Origin of the sequence: Cohnella herbarum (assembly GCF_012849095.1) — a bacterium.
GTDB classification, from domain to species: domain Bacteria; phylum Bacillota; class Bacilli; order Paenibacillales; family Paenibacillaceae; genus Cohnella; species Cohnella herbarum.
In genome coordinates, this window is record NZ_CP051680.1 from 4010896 (window position 1) to 4032113 (window position 21218).

The following is a 21218-nucleotide window of genomic DNA, read 5'->3' on the forward strand; positions in this document are numbered from 1 at the left end:
TTTCGCTATTCCGCTTCGCGCAGCCTCGCTTCGATCGCGTTCAGCACCGCACGTTCCTGGACGGCATCTCCTTGCCCCCGCCACCACTCCGCCAGCCGCTCGCCAAGCCGATTCATCATTTCGTCGACGGCGGCATCCGCCGACGCGCTCCACGAGTAGCTTCGGCTGCCGAACAACGGCTGCCGATAGCCGAGAAACAGCTCCATCGCGCGTTCCGTCCGCCGTTCGACCGCCTCACGGTGATTAGCCAGTTCGCGCAGCTCTTCCAGATCGGACAAACCGTCGGGGCCGAGGAAACGATAGGAAAAATTGCCGCGTTCGATAGAGAAGGCAACCGGCAAATGCTGCAAAACCTGCTTCAACCGGTAGATACCGGTATACAAATTGCGATCGCCCTTTTTTTCGGGCGAACCGGGCCACAGCAGGTCGATCAGCGCCCATTTGTCGATCTGTCTGTCCTTATTCACCCAGAAGTAAGCGAACAGCTCCTCCGCCTTTTTCGTCGGCCAACGCACCAGTCTACCGTCGCGCCCCATCACTTCGAACGTGCCAAGGCAACGGATCATCGGTCCGGCACGCGCGGCGTCCGGGACTGCGGCTGCGGGGCGAAGCTTGTCCAGCCGGCGCAATACGCGCTCGATATCGCCGCTGCCAACCGGCTTCAGAATATAGTCGATCGCTTCGACCTTGAAAGCGTCAAGTGCGTACTGCTCATAGGCGGTCAAAAAAATGATTTTCAAGTCCGGTTTGATCCGCAGCAGCTTTTCGGCAAGCGCAAGTCCCGTCAGACGGGGCATCTGGATATCGAGAAACGCCACGTCCGGCAGCAGCGCGGGAAAGGCGGCAAGCGCCTCCTCTGGAACATCGAAGCAGCCCATCAGCTCGAATTCGGGATACGCCGCAAGCTGGTTTGTCATGTACGCCAAAATGCGCTGTTCATCCTCTACGATCATTGTAGCGTAGGCCATTGCTTAACCTCCTTCTGCAATCGGGCAGGGAGCAAAATCGTGCAGCGCGTGCCCCTCCCCTCCTCGGATTGAAGACGGAATTCAGCTCCCGCTACGGCCGCGACCTGCCTGCGAACATTCGGCAGCCCGACTCCCTTCACCGTCTCCCCGGCAATAATTCGCCGCACCGCGTCCGGATCGATCCCGATGCCATCGTCCTCCACATCGATGCGCAAGTAATTTTCTTCGCGCCCGATCCGAAGCGCCACCGTTCCCGTGCCTCTTTTGTTGAAAATACCATGGCAAATCGCGTTCTCGACGAGCGGCTGGACGAGCAACGTTCTCACTTGCGGATTATCCGTCAGCAAGGACGGATCGATCTCAATCTCGAAGCGAAGCCGGTCTCCAAAACGCAGCTTCTCCAGCTCGACATAATCCCGGATCAGCTCCACTTCCTGCTCAAGCGGTATCGTATGGATCGTCGATTCGTGCCGGAACATGCGCCGCAGATGGCGGCTGAGCAGCCTCAACCACTCGGCGGCTCGCTCAGGCTCGTCATAACAAGCCGCGATAATGTTGTTCAGCGCGTTGTACAGGAAATGCGGCTTAATCTGTGCCGCGAGGAACGCTCGCTCGTTGCGGAGGGCGGTTTCCATCGTGCCGGACAACTGCAGAAGCAACTGCACCCGTTTGCGAATCTCACCCGCCGAGAACGGCTTGGCGATATAGTCCGTCGCTCCGACCTGATAGGCAAGCTCGACATCGGCCTCACGCGATACAGCCGTTGCGATAATGACTGGCAGCGACACGGAGGAGTGGTTAGCCCGAACACGTTTCGTCAGCTCCAGACCCGACATCCCTGGCATCAAATAATCGGTAATCATCAGGTCGAACCGGCGGTTGTTCAGCCACACCAAGGCCTCTTCCCCTCCGTACGCCACTTCCAGATCGTAGTCATCCTGCAAGATGAGCCGAAGCACTTCCAGATTCATCGGATCGTCGTCGACCAGAAGCACCGAACGGCGTTCCCGCTCTCCGGCGTCCGCCGATGCGGCCAGCTCCGGCCAGGCTGCTGCCGGCAGTCCCCCTTCCCGTTCATCCGGCGCAACGTGAATTTTCGCTTCCGACGTCCTCCTCGCCTCCTTCAATTCCAGCGCCATCTCGGTTCCGCGCCCCGGCTCGCTTCCCGCAATATACAGCTCGCCTCCCATCCGGCGAGCCAGCTCCCGGCTGACGAACAGGCTAAGCCCCATGCCTTCCATCGGCGGCTGCCCCGCCGCGTCCGCGCGATACCTGTCCTCGAATACGCCCTCTTGCTCGGATTCCGTCATGCCGATTCCCTCGTCCGCAATCAGCAGCGTAACCCGGCCGTTTTGCGATTTCGCGGAGACGGGGACGGTTCCCTCATTCGAATACTTCACTGCGTTGGACAACACGTTGTAGACGATTTGCTGCAGCCTGATCTCGTCCGCCTCGACGAACGTTCCGGACGGCACGCGATTCACCAGCGCGATCGGCTTAAGGCCAACATGCATAGAGATAATCCTCAGCACATGCTCCGCGACGGCAGACAAATCCACCGACGCCAACCGTACTTGCAGCGACATATTGCGAAGCTGCGTCGCATCGATCAAGTTGTTCACAATATACGACAGCCGTTCGGCCGTATCCACGACGACGCCGAGATGTCGGCGCGCATCCTCGCGCATCCCCGTCTCCTTCCGCAGCACGTGTTCAGCCAGATTTTGAATGCCGTGCAGCGGTGTCCTCAGTTCGTGCGACGTCCGCTGCAAAAACTCGTTTTTCGTCTCGTTCGCCTGCAGCAATTGCACCGTCAGTTGCTCCGATCGCCGCAGCGCGTTCCTCGAGCAGAAAGCCAAATACAAATTAATCGTGGATATAAAAGAAAAGAACGAGACGAACGACAGACGTTTACTCGCAATAATCTGATCGAGATACAAATATTGAAACAGCAAGCTTCCCGTCAGAAATAGCGCCGTGCCGAACATCAACGCCCGCTTCACGCGATTTTCCCTCGATTGGTCTTTGATGAGCAGCAGCAGCCAGCTTACGATCGAATACCCGCAGATGATGAGCTGATAGGGAGAAAACAACATTTTCACGGGTATGTACGTCCGGTACGGCAAGATCGCCACCGCCGTCAAGTAAAGCAGTATCGGCGCCATCATCAGTCGAAACACCTTTTTCGAAGCAAATGCCGGATCCACCGCCCGAAAAAAGACGAGCAGCAGTATAAGCGCTCCGGACAACGACAAATCTTGCAGCTTGTAGGCGACCGTAAAAGGCAGCCAATCGAGCAGCACCATGAGCACCTTCTCATCCGCGCAAGCCACAGTGAGCGAGATGATGAGAAAAAACAGTCCGGCGTACAAGTACAGGCGATCCCGGGAACGCATCAAATAGACGGCTAACGAATACAACCCGAAAGAAACCGTCATCATGAAGCCGACCAGGCCGATGCCGAAATTAATTAGGGCGTAGCGGGATACTTGCTCGGGCTCCCCGATGACGATCGGTTGCGCAATGCCTCCCTGGTAATAATGGAAATTAGCTGTCTGGATGACGAGATGAAGACGGTTGTTCTCGACCGGGACGTAAACCGTATACGGGGTATTTTTCGGTTTCTCCGTCTCCTGCGACTCCGACGGCCTTCCGTTCTCGTGAAGCAAACGGCCGTTGACATACAACCGGTGCGACATACGAATATTCGTCACTTTGATGCCGATGACAGGAGGGGCAGATGGCGCGAGCAATATAACAGCCTCATAAGTGCCGATGCCGAAAAGCTGCTGCTCGGGAACGGATTTATGCCAATTGCCGGGCACCCGGATGCTGATCGCCTTGTCTGTGGGCAGCGAGTCGGGCGAAGCCAGCACGTTAGGGTAGAACGTCCAAGTGCCGTCCAGCCTCATCATGCCATCCTGAGCGAAATCCCACCCTCTCGCGTCCAGGATGCCGTCCTTGACCGGAAGCGTCGGACGAGTCACCTCCGATTCGAGCGTCATGTAAATCTGAACGAGAACGAAAAGCCCGATGACCGCAAGAAGCCCGAATCTCGCCAACCAACTTTTCATATAAATGTCTCTCTTTCTGCGCACGGCAATAAAAATGGAACGAATGTCCATTATTATAGCAGAACTCGACCCGAAGCGACGCAATCATTCTCGCCTCGTGAGTTGGCGTTCATCCGCATCACGCAGCATTCTCTTGCATCGCCGCTCCACGCAGGTCACTCTTGGCAAAAAAACCTTCCGGCGTACAATACCGAAAGGTCTCTCTTGGCTTATTCTTGCGGTGCGCTTGCTCAGGCGTCTGGTGCGAATCTACTGTTCGAGCGGATAATAGATATACGTTTCAAATCAAATTGTCCTTAAGAAGTTCGGTCACTTAAAACCTTCGATCTTCCTGAAAATCAAACTGCAATAAACGCATTTGTTTAACGATTGAATAACAAACAACAGCCCTCCACCGCTGAATAGAGCAGCAGAGGGCTGTTTGCTGTGCATAGTGACAACTAATGCTTAGGCGCCCCTGTTAATTGAGAATCTGATTTAATGACACCACGCACTCCACATGCCCCGTATGAGGAAACATATCCACCGGCTGAACCTCGACGGTTTTGTATCCCCCATCCTCGAGCAATCGCAAATCCCGTGCCAAAGTCGACGGATTGCACGATACATAAACGATTCGCGAAGGCCGGAGTTCCAGCATCGTGTCAATCAGCGAAGGATCGCATCCTTTGCGAGGAGGATCGACGACGATGACGTCGGGCACGATGCCATCGTCTTTCCAGCGAGGCATGATCGCTTCCGCCGGGCCGACTTCGAACTCGGCATTATGGATGCCATTAAGCCGCGCATTGCGCTTAGCATCCTCGATTGCCTCGGGAACGATCTCCACGCCGTACACTTTATCGGCGTGCTTCGCCAGGAACAGGGAAATCGTTCCTGCGCCGCAATACGCATCCATGACTGTCTCGTTACCGGTCAACGCGGCATACTCGACGGCTTTGCCATATAATCGAACCGTCTGCTCCGGGTTGACCTGGAAGAACGATCGAGGAGAGATCGCGAACTGAATCCCGTCGATCTCGTCGTAAATGACGTCTTCTCCCCACAACACACGCGTTTCTTCCCCGAACACGACCGGCGTCGCCGCCGTCTGAACGTTCTGGCAGATGCTCACGACCCCCGGAACCTTCTCGCGAATAAGCGCCGCAAACTCCTGAGCGTGCGGGATATCCCGGCCGTTCGTGACAAGCACTACCATGCGCTGACCGGTCGTCCGAGCATGACGAACGACGACGTGACGCAGCAAACCCCGTCCGGTCGCGCGATTATATGCTCCGATATCTAGCATTCGAGCGGCTTCCTTAACCGCCCGAACGGTCTCTTCGTTCTCTTCCTGCTGGATGAGGCAAGCGTCCATCTCTACGATATCGTTGCTTCCCTGTTCATAGAAGCCGCCGATCAGCCCGCCTTCTCCGAATCCGATCGGAACCTGCGCCTTGTTCCGGTAACGCCATGGGGCGTTCATGCCGATCGTCGGGTGAACGATGACGGTTTGTTGGCCTTCGGTTGCCGCCTTAGAAGCAGCGGCGCCACTCCCAACCTCTCCCGCAACCGCAAGCTTCCCGATCCGCGCCAAGTTATCGACCACATGCTGTCGTTTCCAGCGGAGCTGTTCGGAATAACTCAAGTGCTGTAATTGACAGCCGCCGCAAGAATCATAGATGGGACAAGGAGGCTTGACCCGACCGACCGAACCCGAATCCGAGCCACCCTGAAGAAGCTCGGTCATCCGAGCTTTGCCGAACGATTTGCCGATGCTAACGACTTCCGCCTGCACCTTCTCGCCGGGGAGAGCATCGCGAATAAAAAGGGTATAGCCATCGACCCGGCCTACCCCGTCTCCGTCATGCGTCAAACCTATAATCTCGCAGGTAACAAGTTGACCAACGATTACCGGCACTCCGGCAATTGCCCGAGGCGATTCGCCACTACCGGCATTTCTTCTAGACCGGTCTCCTGTTCCCCCGTTCGATCCCGTATCTCTCGCATTCCGGCGTTGTCCGCCCGTCCCACCGAGCTTCTTTCCGCCGCTTCTCTTGCTGCCGCCGCTAACCGCTTTCCCATTCCGTCCGCTCATAGTGAGAATGCCCGGCCCGGGCCGTTCTTCCGGTAGGACGATTCCCCGTGTTCATCCACGACAACGTTCAAATGCGCCGGCAATAGATTAAACGTGCACGGCAACGTACCGCCGAACTCGCCGTCCACGTTCAGTTGCACCCGATGGTCCGATTCCACGGAGATGTGATTCGTCTGGAAATGAATGAAATGCGGGTCATTCAACACCGGCTCTCCGCGCATGACCAACGTAGCGATCCGAATAAACTCGGGCAAGCTACACTTGCGCAACGCCAGGACGTCGAAAACTCCATCATTCGTGCTTGCATTGGGAGCCAAGCGATCGAACCCGCCGATGGAGTTGCTGTTCGCGATCAGGAAGAGCATGAATTCCTCGTCCAATACGCCGATCTCTTCCGCGGATATTCGCATTTGCGTAGGGTGAAGACGCGTGATGCTCTCCAATCCCTTCATATAATAAGCAAGCTGTCCGACCATCGTCTTCAGCTTGCTTGGAATGTCGTAAGTCAACTCCGTCAGCGTACCGCCGCCGGCAATGTTGATGAAGTAGCGGTCGTTCGCTTGCCCTACGTCGACTGGAGTCGTATGCCTGCGGGTCAGCAAATCGCACGCATTCTCCCACTTTCGAGGAATGCCATGCGCGCGCGCGAAATCATTCGTCGTTCCAAGCGGCAGAATTCCGAGAGCCGGCCTGCGTTCATGGACCGACATGCCGTTCACCACTTCGTTCAAGGTGCCGTCTCCGCCTGCCGAGATGATCATGTCGAATCCGCGTTCCACGGCATCCGACGCGGCTTGGATCGCGTCTCCCTTATTCTCGGTAGCATGGCAAGACGTCTCGACCCCTCCCCGCTCTAAGCGTTGCAGAATCGCACCCAGCTTACGTTTGACTTCCTCCCGGCCGGAAGTCGGGTTATAGATTAACCGGGCTCGAATCGTGTCCACCAAGGATCCCCTCTTCATCTTTCGTTCAATCTCTTACATTCTCTCTTGCATTGTCGAATCTCAAACCTTCTATCCATTCTCGCGCTTGCCGAACAATCCAGTTCGCCACGTTCGGATGCGGCATCAACGCGCGTCCATCATAGCGATAAGCATCCTCCGCGACTCCCGTTCCCTCAAGCCGACGGGGAACGACGACGTTCGTGAAATACCCCTCGCTCAGGAATAAAGCCATTACCAGAACGACACGTCCCGAATTCTCTTGCTTAAGCTCTTCCATACGTTCATGTACCTGATTCGGCAACAGAAGCGCGTATGAACAGGAACTGTAACCGCCAATCTCGACTACCCTCTCCGCTATCGCGGCAAGCCCGCGCTCCCAAGCCTCGAGGAAGCCGGCTTCCTCGCTCCCGTGTCCAACCAGAAGCACGCTTTCGCGCGAAGGATCCAATGACATTTCCTTTAATCTATCTAAGACGACGCCGATCAGCTCCGGAGAGCCATCCATCGGTTGGCCGTAAGTTAGCTGTAGCGATGGCACCCGATAGGGCTCCAAATCGGTCTCGGTCTTAGGTTCAGGATATGACCCGAGCGCCCAACCGATCTCGTCTACGTGAGTGCTGCCGGAAGACACGAATAACGGCAATGCTAACAAATGCGTAACGCCTGCCGCCTCAAGCCGATCTATTCCATCTTGAATGAGTCGCCCTTCCACCAATTCCAAGAAACCGGCTTCTATCGCCATCGTGTCCCCCAATTGAATGCGTGCCGCTTCAATCGTTTCTTCGACGAGAACGACCCATCCGGCTTCTCTCGATCCATGGCTAATTACCAGCAAGCCCGGTTTCATGAAAGAGCTAACCCCTTTCTTTCCAATCGGTTACACCTTCTTATTCATGCTAGCGAAACGTTAAGCCAATGTCAACGCCGTACGGCTCTTCGAACAGGAAAAACCGCCAAGCGCGCGTTCGCGCTTGGCGGTTATCCACACAACTTTCTTATTTCTTCGAAGCGATGAACGCGTCAAGTTGTTTTTGTTTCTCTTGAAGCACTTTAGCCAGTCCGTTAGCTTCTTCTTTTTTCTTGAATTCGGCTGCTTTGGACGGATCGATCGATCCTGTTTCTAGACCTGCGATATATGTTTTTCTTACGGTAACGAGCGACGCCGTTTGGGATTTAACCGGTTGAGCGTCGAACGTAAAGCCCAGTGCCGGCGACAATTTCGCGCCTCTGTTAAAGTTTTTGAATTGAGCCCATTTGTTCGAAGCTTCCGTATCCCATACGTAGTTCAGGAATTGGTTACCGAACATCCAAGTTGCGCCCGGGTTGTAGTTAGCCGCGCTTGGACCCGGTTTGATGATCTCGCCGGAAGTTCTCAAGTAATGCTCGCCTTGAATACCGAAGTTAAGCAGGTTGTTCAGATATTTGTCGGAGTGCAACAGGTTGATGAACATCATCGCCCTTGCAGGATCTTTGGAAGTAGAAGAGATACCCAACATCGAACCCGCGGTTTCGCCGGTCGATACGGTGCGTTCAGTCATGTTGATTTGTTTCAGTTTGCCTGCCAAGCCTGCCGCGATTGCGGTCTCTGCGTCTTTTCCAGGCTTCAGGGATGCCGTGATCATGAACACGTTGCCTTTTTTGAGCGCGTCTTGACCGGACAATTGCGTCGTTGCAGCATCTTTGTTGATATAGTTTTTCTTGTAGAAGGAACGAGTAAGCGCCAATTGGTCCATGTACTTCTTGTCATCGAATCTCGTGATGACTTTCGTGCTCGTGCCGTCTTTACGGATCAAACCTTCGATGGTCGTATCGCCAAGGAAGTCGTGTTGGATGAAATAGTGAGCGTTGAAGTTGTCTCCGTCGCGTAAGAACAGCGGAGTCATGCCCGGTTGTTTAGCTTTGACCTCTGCCAGGATCGGATCGAGATCGGCTACCGTCTTCACTGCGTTCAACTTAGCGGTCAAGCCGAGTTTGTCGGCGATATCTTTACGGTAGATGACTCCGCCTTGCGCCGCTAATTCTTTATTCGTAGGAATGCCATAGTTATGGCCGTTTACTTTGGCACCCGCCAAGAAGGCAGGGTCCAGGGATTTCGTGATATCCTTGCCGTATTTCTCGATCAAGTTGCCGTTAGGACCTTTAGGATCGTCGAGCGCTAGGAATACTTGCTTGGCTACGTCGTTGGCGTGGCCGTTCCATTGCGCCGTGAAGATAATATCCATCGGCTCGCGGCTTGCTTTCAACAGGTTCATCTTGCTGTCCCATTGTCCCCAGTCGATCGGCACAAGATCAATCGTTGCATTGATTTTACCTTTGAGATGCTCGTTGATCTTGGCTTCTACCTTAGCCTCGTCCTTCGCAGGAGAGCCTGGGTAGTATAACGAAAGCTTGTATTCCGGCAGCGTCGACGTTGCCGCGCCAGCCGAGAACGTGGACACGATCATGCTTGCTCCCAGAATTACGGCGAAGCTTTTGCCAATCTTGTTTTTCCCTTTGAACATGTCGGTATTGCCTCCCTTTTCAGATAATTGCGAATGTATACTCAACCGGCCGGTAACCGGATCGAGCCGTTCGGGATCGAAGAGCCTATGCTCTTCGGCTTGCTTAGCCCTTAACCGCTCCGACAGTCAATCCTTTAATAAAGAATCGCTGGAAGAACGGATAAGCGAAGATGATGGGGCCGATTCCGACGACCGCCATGGCCATCGTCACCGTCTCCGTCGGCAATTGGAAATCCGGATTCTGAGCCAGAATGGCCGAGTAAGCCGTTGAATTGGCGCTTAAGAAGGTAATGTCGAGCAGTGCCTGATACATTCGGAACTGGATGGTGATCAAGTTTTCTTGGTTTATGAAGAGTAAGCTCTGGAACCAATCGTTCCAATAATTGAGCGTACAGAACAACCCTACGGTTGCAAGCACGGGAAGCGATAAAGGCAATACGATTTGCCCGAAAATACGCCATTCTCCCGCTCCGTCGATCTTCGCCGATTCCAATAGTGCCGTCGGTACCGAGTTGGTGAAGAAGGTCCGCAAGATGAGAACGAAGAACGGCTGCACGAAGTAAGGAATCATGAGAATCCATATCGTGTCTCGAAGGTGAAAGCCTTGCGTATACATCAAATAGTATGGAACTAACCCGCTGTTAAACAATAAGGTGAAGAACATGATAAAGGAAAACGTTTTACGATGCTTAAAGTCGGGTCTCGAAATGGGATAAGCATATAACGCCATCGTGGCGAGCGCTATAATCGTACCGACTACCGTGACGAAGATGGATACGCCATAGGATCGTACGATGCTTTCCCAATCGCTGAGCAGGAAGTCATAAGCGCCGTTGCTGAATTTTTCCGGCCACAGCTTGTAGCCGTTGACCAGTACCTGTCTCTCATCGGAGAACGAAACCGCGATGACGAGAAGGAGAGGTAATATACAAAGCGCAGTGTATATCCAGAAGAAACCATTGATCATGAAATTGGAAAAGCTAGATACTTCGTTAACGCCTCTTTTGCGTTTTACCGTAACCGTTGCCATAATAGCCCCCTCCTCTCCTAGAACAGTGCATCATCTTTGCTAATTCTGCGTATGACCAAGTTCGACGCAAGAACGAGCACGAACCCGACAACCGCTTGGTATAATCCTGCCGCGGAAGACATTCCGATATCGCCGCTTACGATGAAAGAATTATAGACGTAAGTGTCGATAACGAGCGTCGTGTCGTACAGGATTCCGGAATTGCGGGTGACCTGGAAGAACAAGCCGAAATCCGAGTAGAAAATACGGCCGATCTGCAGGAACGTTAAGATGATAATCACCGGTCGGATCAAAGGGATCGTGATGCTCCAGATTTGACGCCACTTGGAGGCGCCGTCGATAGTTGCGGCTTCGTAATACTCGTTATCGATTCCGATAATCGCCGCGAGGAAGATAACCGCGTAATAACCGATTCCTTTCCAAGTATTGATTATCGGTAAGATAAACGGCCACCATTTCGATTCCGCGTACCAGTCGACCGGCTCTCCTCCGAACCAAGGGAGAACGAACTTATTGATAATGCCGATCTCCGGATTCAGGAAAGAGTAGACCAAGTAAGATACGACGACCATCGATAGAAAATAAGGAAGAAACATCGTCGTTTGGTGGAACTTAGCCAACCGCCGGCTTCTCATCGCGTTGAAGAGGAGTGCCAAGGTTACGCCGATGACCAAGTTCAAGATAATAAATACAGCATTGTACATTAATGTGTTTCTCGTAATGGTCGCGGAGTCCGTCGTGCTGAACAGATAATTGAAATTCTCCCAACCGACCCATTCGCTGTCCAAGAAGCTTTGAATGAAACTGTTGGACGAATATACGATTTGCTTAAAGGCAATCGCCGATCCGATCATCGGAAGGTAGTTGTTCATGAGCAGTACGATCAGCGCGGGCGCCATCATAATATAGAACGTTCCGAATCTTCTCCAGTAGCCTTGATTTTGCTTGGTACGCAATTTAGGCGTAGTTGCCTTCGCATTCGCTTGCGTAGCAGGTTCCATTCCATCACCATCCTTGATCTCTTGTACACTTATTGTACAGAGGGATGGCTTCCGTCATCTATCTACTACGGTGACCGACTTAGCACTATTGTGACATTTTGAGGATGTTCAATAAGTCCAGTTTTGATCACGAAGCCTATCTAGTAGCGTACTCGACATCGAATCTTGAATTCAGCCGGGCCTTTCGGTACTCACGTAGGTTCTTCCTACGCTCCGTTCCTCAGTCCCTAAGCTTCATCCAACCTTCTCGGTGCTGAAAACCGGACTTTTTGAACTTTCATTTTTTTTGGAAAATAACCCAACGGAACTTGTTCGCCGTTAATGCAACGTTTGATTTTTTTTGCGGTATTCTTGGGGGGATAGACTTGTCATCTTCTTAAAAAGCTTGGCGAAATAGGAGAAATGCACGTACCCAACGCTTTCCGCGATGTTGCTAACCTTGTCGTTCGTATCGACAAGAAATCGTTTAGCTCGCTCGATACGCAACTGTGCAATGTAGTCGGATAAAGAGAACCCGGTCTCCTTGCGGAATAATCGAGAGAGATAGGCAGGATTGCGATAGACGGAATTCGCGATGTTATCCCGAGTCAATTCCATATGTAGATTGTCTAATATATACGACTGTACCTTCGCTATGACCGCTGAAGCGTCGCGCTGGCGCTCGGCAAGCGCTAAGCCCATTTTCGACACCATTTTCCCAGCCCATGCCGCCAACTGCTGCGTCGAACGGATGGCTTGGGCATCGGTTAATTCATTTACCGTGAATACGTCGTAGATCGAACAGCCCTTGCGATAAGCGGCTTGGTACAGCATGTGCAGAATCCCGTATTGGAATAGCTCCAGCGATTCCCGGCTGGCGGATTCGGCTTGCCAGTTATTCAGCGTCTCTTGGATTCTGGCGCAGAGCTCTTCATATCCGCCATTATCCAGCAGCATCCCCCAATCTATGAACGAAGGCAGCGAGATTCCCGTAGGGTTAGCCGTTCCCTGTCCGCTAGCTAATGAATCCAGCACCGTTTGCGGCGCGGATACGTTGGATCTCTCCAATTGCTGCAATCGTTCGAACGCATCGACAAGCTCGTTAATGCCCACGGCCTCTCCCACGTAACACGATACTCTGCAGTGAAAATAATCGTTGCAAGCCCGGACGTATTCGCCGCATCGCTTGAGAAGATCGGCACGATTGACTACGGCGCCCTCTCTCAGATACAGCAAAGCCATGTTTAGTTCATTGCGGTCCTGAAGCGCCATCCCCGGCCATTCTCCCAAGATGATCTCCGCCGCCGCTTTGCGCAAAGCGTATTCCATAATGCTTTCGTCCCGCGCGTCCAATTCGACATTCCACTGCTCGATACTCAGTAGGATCGGAAGAATCCGACTGTCGGCCGTTAGCGGCATATCGTAATATTCGAGCTGCCGATTCAACCGATCAGGAGATAGCCGAACCCGGCCGGCCAGAACGTCTTGCCAGAACCGCTCAACCAATATCGGTAATTGACTCGTCCATTGCTTGCGATTGTTATCGACCGTCTCTTCGATCTTCTGCCGTTCTTTCCGCATCCCGATCTCGGCAATGGCTCGTTCTACGATTACCTTGAGCGCATCATGATCGACCGGCTTTAATACATAATCGAAGCAGCCGTTGTGCAGCGCCTCCTGCGCGTAATCGAACCTTGCGTGTCCGGTAAGGAAGACCGTCAACGTATGCGGCCGATGATCCCTAATCCAGCGCAGCAGTTCCAGCCCGTTCAATCCGGGCATCTCGATATCGGAAATAACCAAATCAACGTTTTGCTCTTCGAGCAACCGCTTCGCTTCGGTAACATCCTCTGCTTCCAATATGTCTTCGATCGGCAAGTCGCTCCAATCGATTCCTTGCGTAATTCCCTTCAGCGCATAAATTTCATCGTCGACGACGAGCATCCTAACCATAATAATCCTCCTTACCCTGCTGTAGAGTACTCTTCACCTTCGAAAGTATTCGGACGTTGAATAGGGAGCCTCACCTGTACGATAGCCCCGCCGGACTCCCCGTTCATGAACGTGATGCCGCCCTCGTTTCCGTACAACATTTTAAACCGACGAAGAATGTTCCAGATGCCCAAGTGGTGGTCGCCAGATTCCGCGAAATGGACTCCGCTGCGCAAGTCATCCAGGAACGGTTCGGGAAACCCCGGACCGTTATCCTCTATTTTCAGCCGAATGTAACGTTCCGGTTCATCTTCATCGATGCTCGACGTAATCCCGATACGGAAAGGCAGCCCGTCTTGAACCTTCTTATAGAAGCCGTGTATAACCGAATTCTCGACGAAAGGTTGCAATAAGAGCGGCGATAATTGGACGGTCAGATGTTCGGGAATGACTTGAATCTCGTAATCCATCTTCGTAAGGTACCGAATCTTCTGAATTTCCAGATAGTGCTCGATATGTTTGATTTCATCTTCGAGCGGCAGAACCGTCCGATGACCTAGCATCAAGAAGCGGAAATAGTCGGCCAAGTGCAAGCTTAGCTTTTGCACCGATTTGAAGTCCTTCAGCGCGGCTAGATTATAAATGATATTCAGGCTGTTCATATAGAAATGAGGATTGATTTGAATCTGGAGATGCTTATATTCCGCTTTTTGTACCCGAATCTGCTCCTCGTAGACGTCGATTTTCAGACTTTCGATCTGTTCGGCCATCAGGTTAAACGTTCTCGACATGAAGGTGAACTCGCTGTTATCCGTATTCACCGGCATCCGTACGTCGAATTGGCCTTGACCGAGCTTGCGCATTCCGCGTACGAGCCCGACCAACGGCTTAAACATGACCCTCTGCAGGAATACCAAGTATAAGGTTAGCACGATCGCGACGATTAGAGGAATCCATACGGATAGCATTTTTTGAAAAAAAGGAAGGCTTTTCAAAATATAATTTTCCGGAATCACGATCATATAATGAATGTCCGAAATCGCCGACGGGTGGGAAATGACCAGAAAATGATCCTTATTCCACGAGGTTCGCCCTTGCTTGGTCATCTCCACGATATCATTATGTACTAGCTTCTCTTGCACGACCGGCAACGGGGAATTGGTCAGCGCGTTGCCGTCGTGATCCACTACGAACGTAGCCCCGTCCGGCCCGACGTCGAATTTACTTACCTCTTCGTTTAATCTATCGACTTGCACGAGCGCTCCGATATAGATGTCGTCGGAACCCCAATTAACGGTTTTGATTAAATAGTTCGTATCGTTGGGAATAGAGAACTGCTCCCACCTTTGACTCTCTTGAGGTAAGCCTTTGGAGGCGAGCTTGGTGGTGTAATCCAGCAGCGCGGATTGCACTTCCGCGAAGTGAAAGCTGTATTGCGTGGAGAAGAAAAGATCGTCATCCTTGCGGGAATAGACGAAGAAGGTATCGACTTTATTGTAATAGCCCGTATCGTTCAAGAACCGATTCGCAAGTTCCACCTTGGCCATCGTATATTCGGAATCGTTCTCGGCGAGTGACAGCGTTTGCAATGATTGGATGCCGGCATCCGTCATCGCCATGCGGTACAAGTACCGCATCGTTTCCTGGAGGATCGCATCATTGTTCTGCACTTGCTGAGCCATCAATTTGTTGTAATGCAGAGAGATCTGATCGCGAACGACATTCGTCGCATAGAGGTTGTTGTAGATAAGAAAGAGCACCATGGGTGCGATCATGAGCAAGAAGCCGAATACGATCTTGAATCGAATAGACTGCCAGAACCTCATATTCCTCACCCTTGGCGTTTGTCTTCGTTCCTATGACTTGAGCGCTAGTCTAGGTGTCAAGATTTGTTTGCATCGGTCTCGTTGCCGAAACGACCCAATCGCTCCAGCGCAAGCTTATAACCGTCGTTGCCATAGTTCAAGCAGCGTTTCACGCGGGATATCGTTGCCGTGCTGGCACCCGTCTCCGTCTCGATCTGGTTATATGTATGGCTTTTCCCTAACATTCGCGCGACTTCCAGCCTTTGCGACAAGGACTGAATCTCGTTCACCGTGCACAAGTCATCGAAGAAAACGTAACATTCCTCGACGTTCTTCAACGTTAAAATCGCTTCGAACAGTTGATCTATGGATTTATCGTTCAGCTTCTTTAATTGCATGAATTCGCTCCCTTTCCTGAGACGCGCTAGGTCATTCCACTTTGGTTCCATTGTACTGCGTACCTACCAATAGTTCAAGCATCACCGTATTCACGCATTACAGGGTTAAAATGTCCCGGACCCGGGCATCCGTCCATGCCCGATTGTTAACGACGACATAAACTGTTACTAAAAAAGGGTGTGACTCCATGAGCGAACCGCTTTCGTCCTCTCTGAACAGCTGGAACTCGGGCTTCGGACAGGATCCGTTCCCCGGAATCGAAAGCTCGTTCTCCGGTCCTCCGGCCGCCATAAATCCGACCGTGATCCCCCCGCAAGTGCAAGTGGTTGAAGCAACAAAAGCGACAAAGGGCGGTTTGCCCTTCAACCTCTCTAACCTTAGCGATCTGAAATCCATGGTAGATCGCATGGGCGGCATCGAAGGCGTCCTCGCCACGATGGGCAAGGTCCAGAAATTCGTGTCGACGATGCAACAAGTCGCTCCGATGATCAAATTATTCATGGGCAACAAGGGCAAAAAATCATCCGACACCAAAACGAAAACCAAGCGCAGGCGTCGTCCGGTCAAGCGTTCTACGAGCAGAAAGAGGCGGAGCAGGCGATCGGCCAAGAAACGTTAAGCTACGTGCTTTCTCAAATGTAAAAGAGGCTATTCCTTTCCCAAGGAAACGCCTCTTCTTTATTTCAGCTCTCGTATTCCAGGAACGGATCCTGAATGTCGATGACGTGAGCCTCCGCATCGCTGACTCCCGTGTAGAGAGATGCCGTTCCGTCCGCGTGGCGAATAAGTCCACCGCTGAAGATGACGTCGACCAGATCCGGGCGCTTAGCCGGTCCGTCGGGGAACATGCTTCGCGTGGCAATCAACTTAATCGACGTGTATTCTTTATCGATGGGATTGAAGGCAAACACCATCGGATAATAATGCCTGACGTTGTTATCTTCCATCCTGGCGATATGGCCCAGAACTCCGATGATCCCATTCGATAACAAATGGGCTTCGTTCGCTCCGCCCCATTCCTCGGGCAGAAACTGTTGACGCAACAGGTGAGCGCCGGAGATCGCTTCCTCCGTGAGCTCTTCCAGTTGCGCAATCTCCGCGTACCCGATCAGGGCACGGGCTCCATCGACCATCATAGGCCGAGTAAATACGCCGATCCGGCCATTCTCGAGTTCGATCAGCCGAATATCCTTCATCGTGATCGGACCTTTGGCGAAGGGCTCCAACTCGTTGATCGAATGCCCTCGGTAAAATACGGTGCGCCAAGACGTGACGTAATGCGGATCATCCCCGTCGAAATAAACCTCGACGCCTCCGAATACCAGCTCATCGCCGATAAAGGTAACGAACGGATCCTGCAAAGCGAATACCGGAGCGCCGTTCCGAGGCACCCATTCCCCGTCGCGCTCGACGAAAAACATCACTTCGGATGATTCCCTATCCCGATCTTCCACCCGGCCGGCTATGACCGGTTCCCCTTGATCCGGGAACGGTGCGCATATATTGTAGACGTCTCGGTTCCCGACTCCGGAGAAGACAAGCTTCCTCCCCTTCGAATCGGGTTTGCCCTCCGTGAATTCCCGCAATAATTCGACGCTCGATTTCGCCTGATCCGTGTATGCAAGCATGGGAGTCCTCCAGACCAAATAGAGAAAATAGAAATGACGGTATTCTTCTTACCTTTTACAAAATTAGTGGAGGAACAAACTGAGAACGTAATAGACGAGCATAGCCAAAACTCCGACGACCGGAATCGTTATCACCCAAGTCATCACGATCCGTCCTGCCATATTCCATTTCACGTCCGAAAATTTCTTCGCCGATCCGACGCCTAGAATCGATGATGTAATCGCATGCGTCGTACTGACGGGAAAATGCGCCAAAGTGGCCGATAAAATAACGGTAGCAGATGCGAAATCAGCTGTAAATCCGTTAATCGGCTGAATCTTGAATATTTTCGTCCCCATCGTCTTGATGATTTTCCATCCGCCGACCGACGTTCCAAGAGCCATTGCGATCGCTGCCGATAATTTAACCCACAGCGGGATATCCAAAGTGTCTTGAATGTTAGCCGCGACGAGCGCCATCGTGATGATTCCCATCGCTTTCTGCGCGTCGTTCGTCCCGTGGGTGAACGACTGGAATGCCGCCGTGACCACCTGTCCGTACCGGAATACTTTATTGACCTGGTGAGGACTGGATTTCGCGAAAATATACTTAAGGATGAACATAAGACAGAATCCGAGCGCGAACGCTATTATCGGAGATAGAATAAGCCATTTAAGGATCGTGGAAAACCCCGAATAGTTGATTCCCGACCAACCTTCCGACGCGATTGCGGCTCCGGCCAGCGCGCCGATAATCGCATGCGAAGAGGACGAGGGAATTCCGAACCACCAGGTGATCAAGTTCCACACGATCGCCGCGATCAACGTCGCAATGACGACGGTCAAGCCATGCTCCAGCTTGAAGGGATCCGTAATCTTGCCCCCGATCGTCTTGGCGACCCCGGTAAACATGAGCGCTCCGATCAAATTCATCGATGAAGCCAGAATAATGGCCCGCCGAGGAGTGAGGGCACGCGTCGAAACGGATGTCGCGATGGCATTCGCCGTGTCGTGAAATCCGTTAATGAAGTCAAATCCTAGAGCAAGCGTAACGATAACGACAACTAGCCACATTGTGTAATCCATTGTATTCTGTTCAGTCCCCGCTTGCGCCGATTAAGAATTGCGCATAATTATGGATTGCAGCGTATTCGCAACATCTTCGCACGAGTCGGTCGTTTCTTCCAATCGCTCGTAAATTTCTTTATGTTTAATGAGCTCGATCGGATCCTTCACGTTTAAGAACAGGTGTTTAATGCCTTGGCGCATCAAATCGTCTCCCTCGTTCTCCAGCTCATTGATCTTTACGCAATGCGGCTGCATGGCAAGCAGTTTCTTCTGGGTCAACAAATAAATCGCCGATTTGATTTCTTGAGCGCTGCGCAGCAAGCATTCGCCGAACTTGCGAATGAACGGATCGGCCTTCGTGATTTGATACATCTCGAACCGTGATGCGCAAGCTTCGATCCCGTCAAGAACGTCATCCAGCTTCTTAATCAATTCCATAATATCTTCCCGTTCGATCGGCGTGATGAACGTCTTGTTCAGTTCGGTCAGAATAACATGGGTGTACTTATCGCCTTTGTGTTCGAATTCCTTCATTTCCTTGGCGAACGAAGCTACATCCGGTAAATCCCCGTTGACGGCCGTGGCGAAACGGTCAACCGTTTCATAGATGATGTCCGCCATTTCCTCCAACGTCATAAAAAAGATATCTTTTTTCTTCCGAAACACGGATAGCCCTTCTTTCCCATGTATATGGCTTATAAATTTACAATCCGATAACGTCCCGATTACATGGCGTTAACTTATTTATTTTATCACAGGGCGTACAGGCTTTGTATAGTCCCCCAAACGGCACTTGTGACACTTTTTTTAAGTTTGACCCATAAATGGCATTGCTACTCCGTTCGGATACATCTAATTTTGCCGTTTTTTGCGAATATTTCCGTCGAAAAACGGTGAATGTTTCTAATCGATATTAAGTACGTAAACGGAAAAAGGGATTTCCGCTATCCCATTCGCATGGTCGCGGAACAATCCCTTCGTCTGCCGATGTGGAATCGCCGGCTTATTGATAAGTCACGTGCTGATCCAACGCGGTTGAATTCGGTACGACATGATAGTAGGTTACGCCCGGCAGGAACGGCAGCTCTTGTCCGTCCTTCACGAGACGGATGACGTCTCCCTCCTTACGCTCCCACTCGCACGGGATCGCCTTGCCGTTCTGGAACAAGATCGCTTTGCCGCCGCTGTTCAGATCGACGACCAGCCGGCCGACATCGTCCTTGATATCGTGTTTGGCCGAGAGTACAACCAGGTTCGTTGCGGTCAACTGCTGATCGTTGTTTTTGTCGATGTGGGGCTCGCCGTTAATAGAACGGGAATAGACCGCTTTCACGCTATCGTAAGCATAAGAAACTTTGTAGTCCGACAACATAAACTTGATGTCGATCTGAGTCGCTGCCGCAGCCGTCGCGAGCTGCGTTGGCGCAGAGTTAAAACTCAGGAGCGGCATCGTCGCCGTATTGCTGTATTTGCGTTTCTCGGCGCCTGCCCGGAGCTGCTCCAACGTCGAATAAACGTTATGAGGAGCCTTGCGGGACTTGTCCCGATAGAAGTAAGCGCCGGCGTTCGTGATTTCGTCTAAGTCTTCCTTATGCTGTCGCTGAAGGATCGCGAACGCATCGTTGCTAGCTCCGGCGTGTACGAGCACCCCGCTATAAAATTCGCCTACTTGGATGAAATAAGGACGAATGCTTCGGATCGGTCCGATCGGATCGGTGAATTCCTTGCTTTGGAACACGGCTGCGAAACGCGTTATTCCTCCTTCCGCAAGCAGCTCCCATACGATATCCGCCTGCGTGAGTCCCGATTGCGGCCGGGCGGGCTTAAGGTTATTGATCATGACCGCGAACGGCCTGTTCGATACTTCGCTCTCCGCGGGCAACCCCGTTAACGGAGCCAAGAAGGCCGCAGTAGGCGCCGTTGCGGTTTCGCTAGCCGACTCGGATGCGCTGGCCGTCGGCGCCGCCGTCTCGACCGGCAGGTTCGACGTCTCTTTCGAACCGTTGCCGCATGCGGTTAAACCAACGAGCGCGGACGCGAGCGTAAGCTGCATCGCGATTCGTAATCGTTGCGTCATGCTCAGTCTCCCTTCGCAAGATCGATCAAATATGTACTCTTCCATTAAACCATACGAGCCCCTCGGGAAAAAGAGCCGATTTTCCTTATTTCGACAACCCCGTCTACTATAGAGGCAACCGTTTATTTCTGATGATCCCGCGGAAACCTTCCGGACCTTCGTCTTCCATCGCCCTTATCCGCGCGATGGAATTCTCTACGATCTTCTTCGTTCCATCCGGCATGATCACTTCCCACTCCGAGCCATTTATAGGAATGAACTTCGTATAAGGCTTGCCAAGCAAATCTATCCGGGCTACCCCCAGAATTTCGCACAGTGCCGCATTAAAGAAGACAATCCTGCCTTCCTCGTCCGTTTCATAATAACCGTCCTTGATCAAATCTACGGTCGTGCGGATCTCCTCCGTTTGCTTCTCCCGCTCTGCCGCCTCCGATTGACGGAGTTTGTCCATCTTCAACATGGCAAAAGAGGTAAAGGTAAACGATACGGATAAGACCGTCACTACGCTTGCCGACAGTCTTGTCCCTATCTCGCGCCAATCCCCGGCGGACCAATCCATGACGAGATAATCCACGCTCATTTGGCACGTAAGCGCCGCAACGATATAAATATAAGTCAATCTTCGAATCTCCAAGTTATTCATGGGAATATCTCCTTTCCCTAATTTTCTCGAGGTTAAAAAAGGACAACAAAAAAGAAGCCTGCGCGAAGAGGATTCTTCTCGTGGCTTCTGCAATACAGCTAAGAAACGGCTAA

At 52.2% G+C, this 21218-nt stretch carries 17 protein-coding genes; 1 reads left to right on the forward strand and 16 read right to left on the reverse strand.

Features of this window, described 5'->3' with window-relative positions; translation table 11 throughout:
- Positions 1-5: 5 nt before the first annotated feature.
- The 11 genes from HH215_RS17145 to HH215_RS17195 all read right to left on the reverse strand — a co-directional run bounded on the left by HH215_RS17145 (position 6) and on the right by HH215_RS17195 (position 15709).
- Entirely contained in the window at positions 6-968 is a 963-nt protein-coding gene (locus tag HH215_RS17145; RefSeq protein WP_169281021.1) for a response regulator, read from the reverse strand.
- Entirely contained in the window at positions 950-4042 is a 3093-nt protein-coding gene (locus HH215_RS17150; RefSeq protein WP_169281022.1) for a hybrid sensor histidine kinase/response regulator, read from the reverse strand. The genes HH215_RS17145 and HH215_RS17150 overlap by 19 nt, the downstream gene beginning before the upstream one ends.
- 460 nt (positions 4043-4502) lie before the next feature.
- Positions 4503-6119, reverse strand: coding sequence for a 23S rRNA (uracil(1939)-C(5))-methyltransferase RlmD (gene rlmD, locus HH215_RS17155; RefSeq protein WP_169281023.1), 1617 nt, complete (start codon positions 6117-6119; stop codon positions 4503-4505).
- A complete protein-coding gene (locus tag HH215_RS17160) occupies positions 6116-7081 on the reverse strand; it encodes a diacylglycerol kinase (protein WP_169281024.1) in 966 nt (321 codons plus the stop codon). Before HH215_RS17160 ends, rlmD begins: the two co-directional genes overlap by 4 nt.
- Before the next feature lie 7 nt (positions 7082-7088).
- Positions 7089-7910, reverse strand: a complete 822-nt coding sequence (locus tag HH215_RS17165) for a sirohydrochlorin chelatase (RefSeq protein ID WP_169281025.1) — start codon at positions 7908-7910, stop codon at positions 7089-7091.
- Between the two features lie 148 nt (positions 7911-8058).
- Entirely contained in the window at positions 8059-9564 is a 1506-nt protein-coding gene (locus tag HH215_RS17170; RefSeq protein WP_169281026.1) for an ABC transporter substrate-binding protein, read from the reverse strand.
- A gap of 103 nt (positions 9565-9667) precedes the next feature.
- On the reverse strand, positions 9668-10594 hold the full coding sequence (locus tag HH215_RS17175) for a carbohydrate ABC transporter permease (RefSeq protein WP_169281027.1): 927 nt from the start codon (positions 10592-10594) through the stop codon (positions 9668-9670).
- 17 nt (positions 10595-10611) lie between these two features.
- A complete protein-coding gene (locus HH215_RS17180; RefSeq protein ID WP_254450515.1) occupies positions 10612-11595 on the reverse strand; it encodes an ABC transporter permease in 984 nt (327 codons plus the stop codon).
- Between the two features lie 318 nt (positions 11596-11913).
- Positions 11914-13527 carry a response regulator transcription factor gene (locus HH215_RS17185; RefSeq protein ID WP_169281028.1) on the reverse strand — a complete coding sequence of 538 codons (1614 nt, stop codon included), beginning with the start codon at positions 13525-13527 and terminating at the stop codon, positions 11914-11916.
- 11 nt (positions 13528-13538) lie between these two features.
- Positions 13539-15332 carry a cache domain-containing sensor histidine kinase gene (locus tag HH215_RS17190; protein WP_169281029.1) on the reverse strand — a complete coding sequence of 598 codons (1794 nt, stop codon included), beginning with the start codon at positions 15330-15332 and terminating at the stop codon, positions 13539-13541.
- A 56-nt stretch (positions 15333-15388) separates the two neighbouring features.
- Positions 15389-15709: a YerC/YecD family TrpR-related protein gene (locus HH215_RS17195; protein WP_169281030.1), complete on the reverse strand. Its 321-nt coding sequence runs from the start codon at positions 15707-15709 to the stop codon at positions 15389-15391.
- A gap of 188 nt (positions 15710-15897) precedes the next feature.
- Here HH215_RS17195 and HH215_RS17200 point away from each other — a divergent pair, with 188 nt between their 5' ends.
- Positions 15898-16329, forward strand: a complete 432-nt coding sequence (locus HH215_RS17200; protein ID WP_169281031.1) for a tyrosine protein kinase — start codon at positions 15898-15900, stop codon at positions 16327-16329.
- Positions 16330-16393: 64 nt separating this feature from the next.
- Here HH215_RS17200 and HH215_RS17205 read toward each other — a convergent pair whose 3' ends face one another.
- The 5 genes from HH215_RS17205 to HH215_RS17225 form a co-directional block, all read right to left on the reverse strand.
- Positions 16394-17338: a DUF1861 family protein gene (locus tag HH215_RS17205; RefSeq protein ID WP_169281032.1), complete on the reverse strand. Its 945-nt coding sequence runs from the start codon at positions 17336-17338 to the stop codon at positions 16394-16396.
- Between the two features lie 63 nt (positions 17339-17401).
- Positions 17402-18403, reverse strand: coding sequence for an inorganic phosphate transporter (locus tag HH215_RS17210; RefSeq protein WP_169281033.1), 1002 nt, complete (start codon positions 18401-18403; stop codon positions 17402-17404).
- Positions 18404-18433: 30 nt separating this feature from the next.
- A complete protein-coding gene (locus HH215_RS17215) occupies positions 18434-19051 on the reverse strand; it encodes a DUF47 domain-containing protein (protein WP_169281034.1) in 618 nt (205 codons plus the stop codon).
- Positions 19052-19388: 337 nt separating this feature from the next.
- The gene (locus HH215_RS17220) at positions 19389-20462 is read right to left on the reverse strand and encodes a DUF3048 domain-containing protein (RefSeq protein WP_169281035.1); all 1074 of its coding nucleotides are present in this window, start codon (positions 20460-20462) and stop codon (positions 19389-19391) included.
- 106 nt (positions 20463-20568) lie between these two features.
- A complete protein-coding gene (locus tag HH215_RS17225; RefSeq protein WP_169281036.1) occupies positions 20569-21105 on the reverse strand; it encodes a PAS domain S-box protein in 537 nt (178 codons plus the stop codon).
- Positions 21106-21218 lie beyond the last annotated feature (113 nt).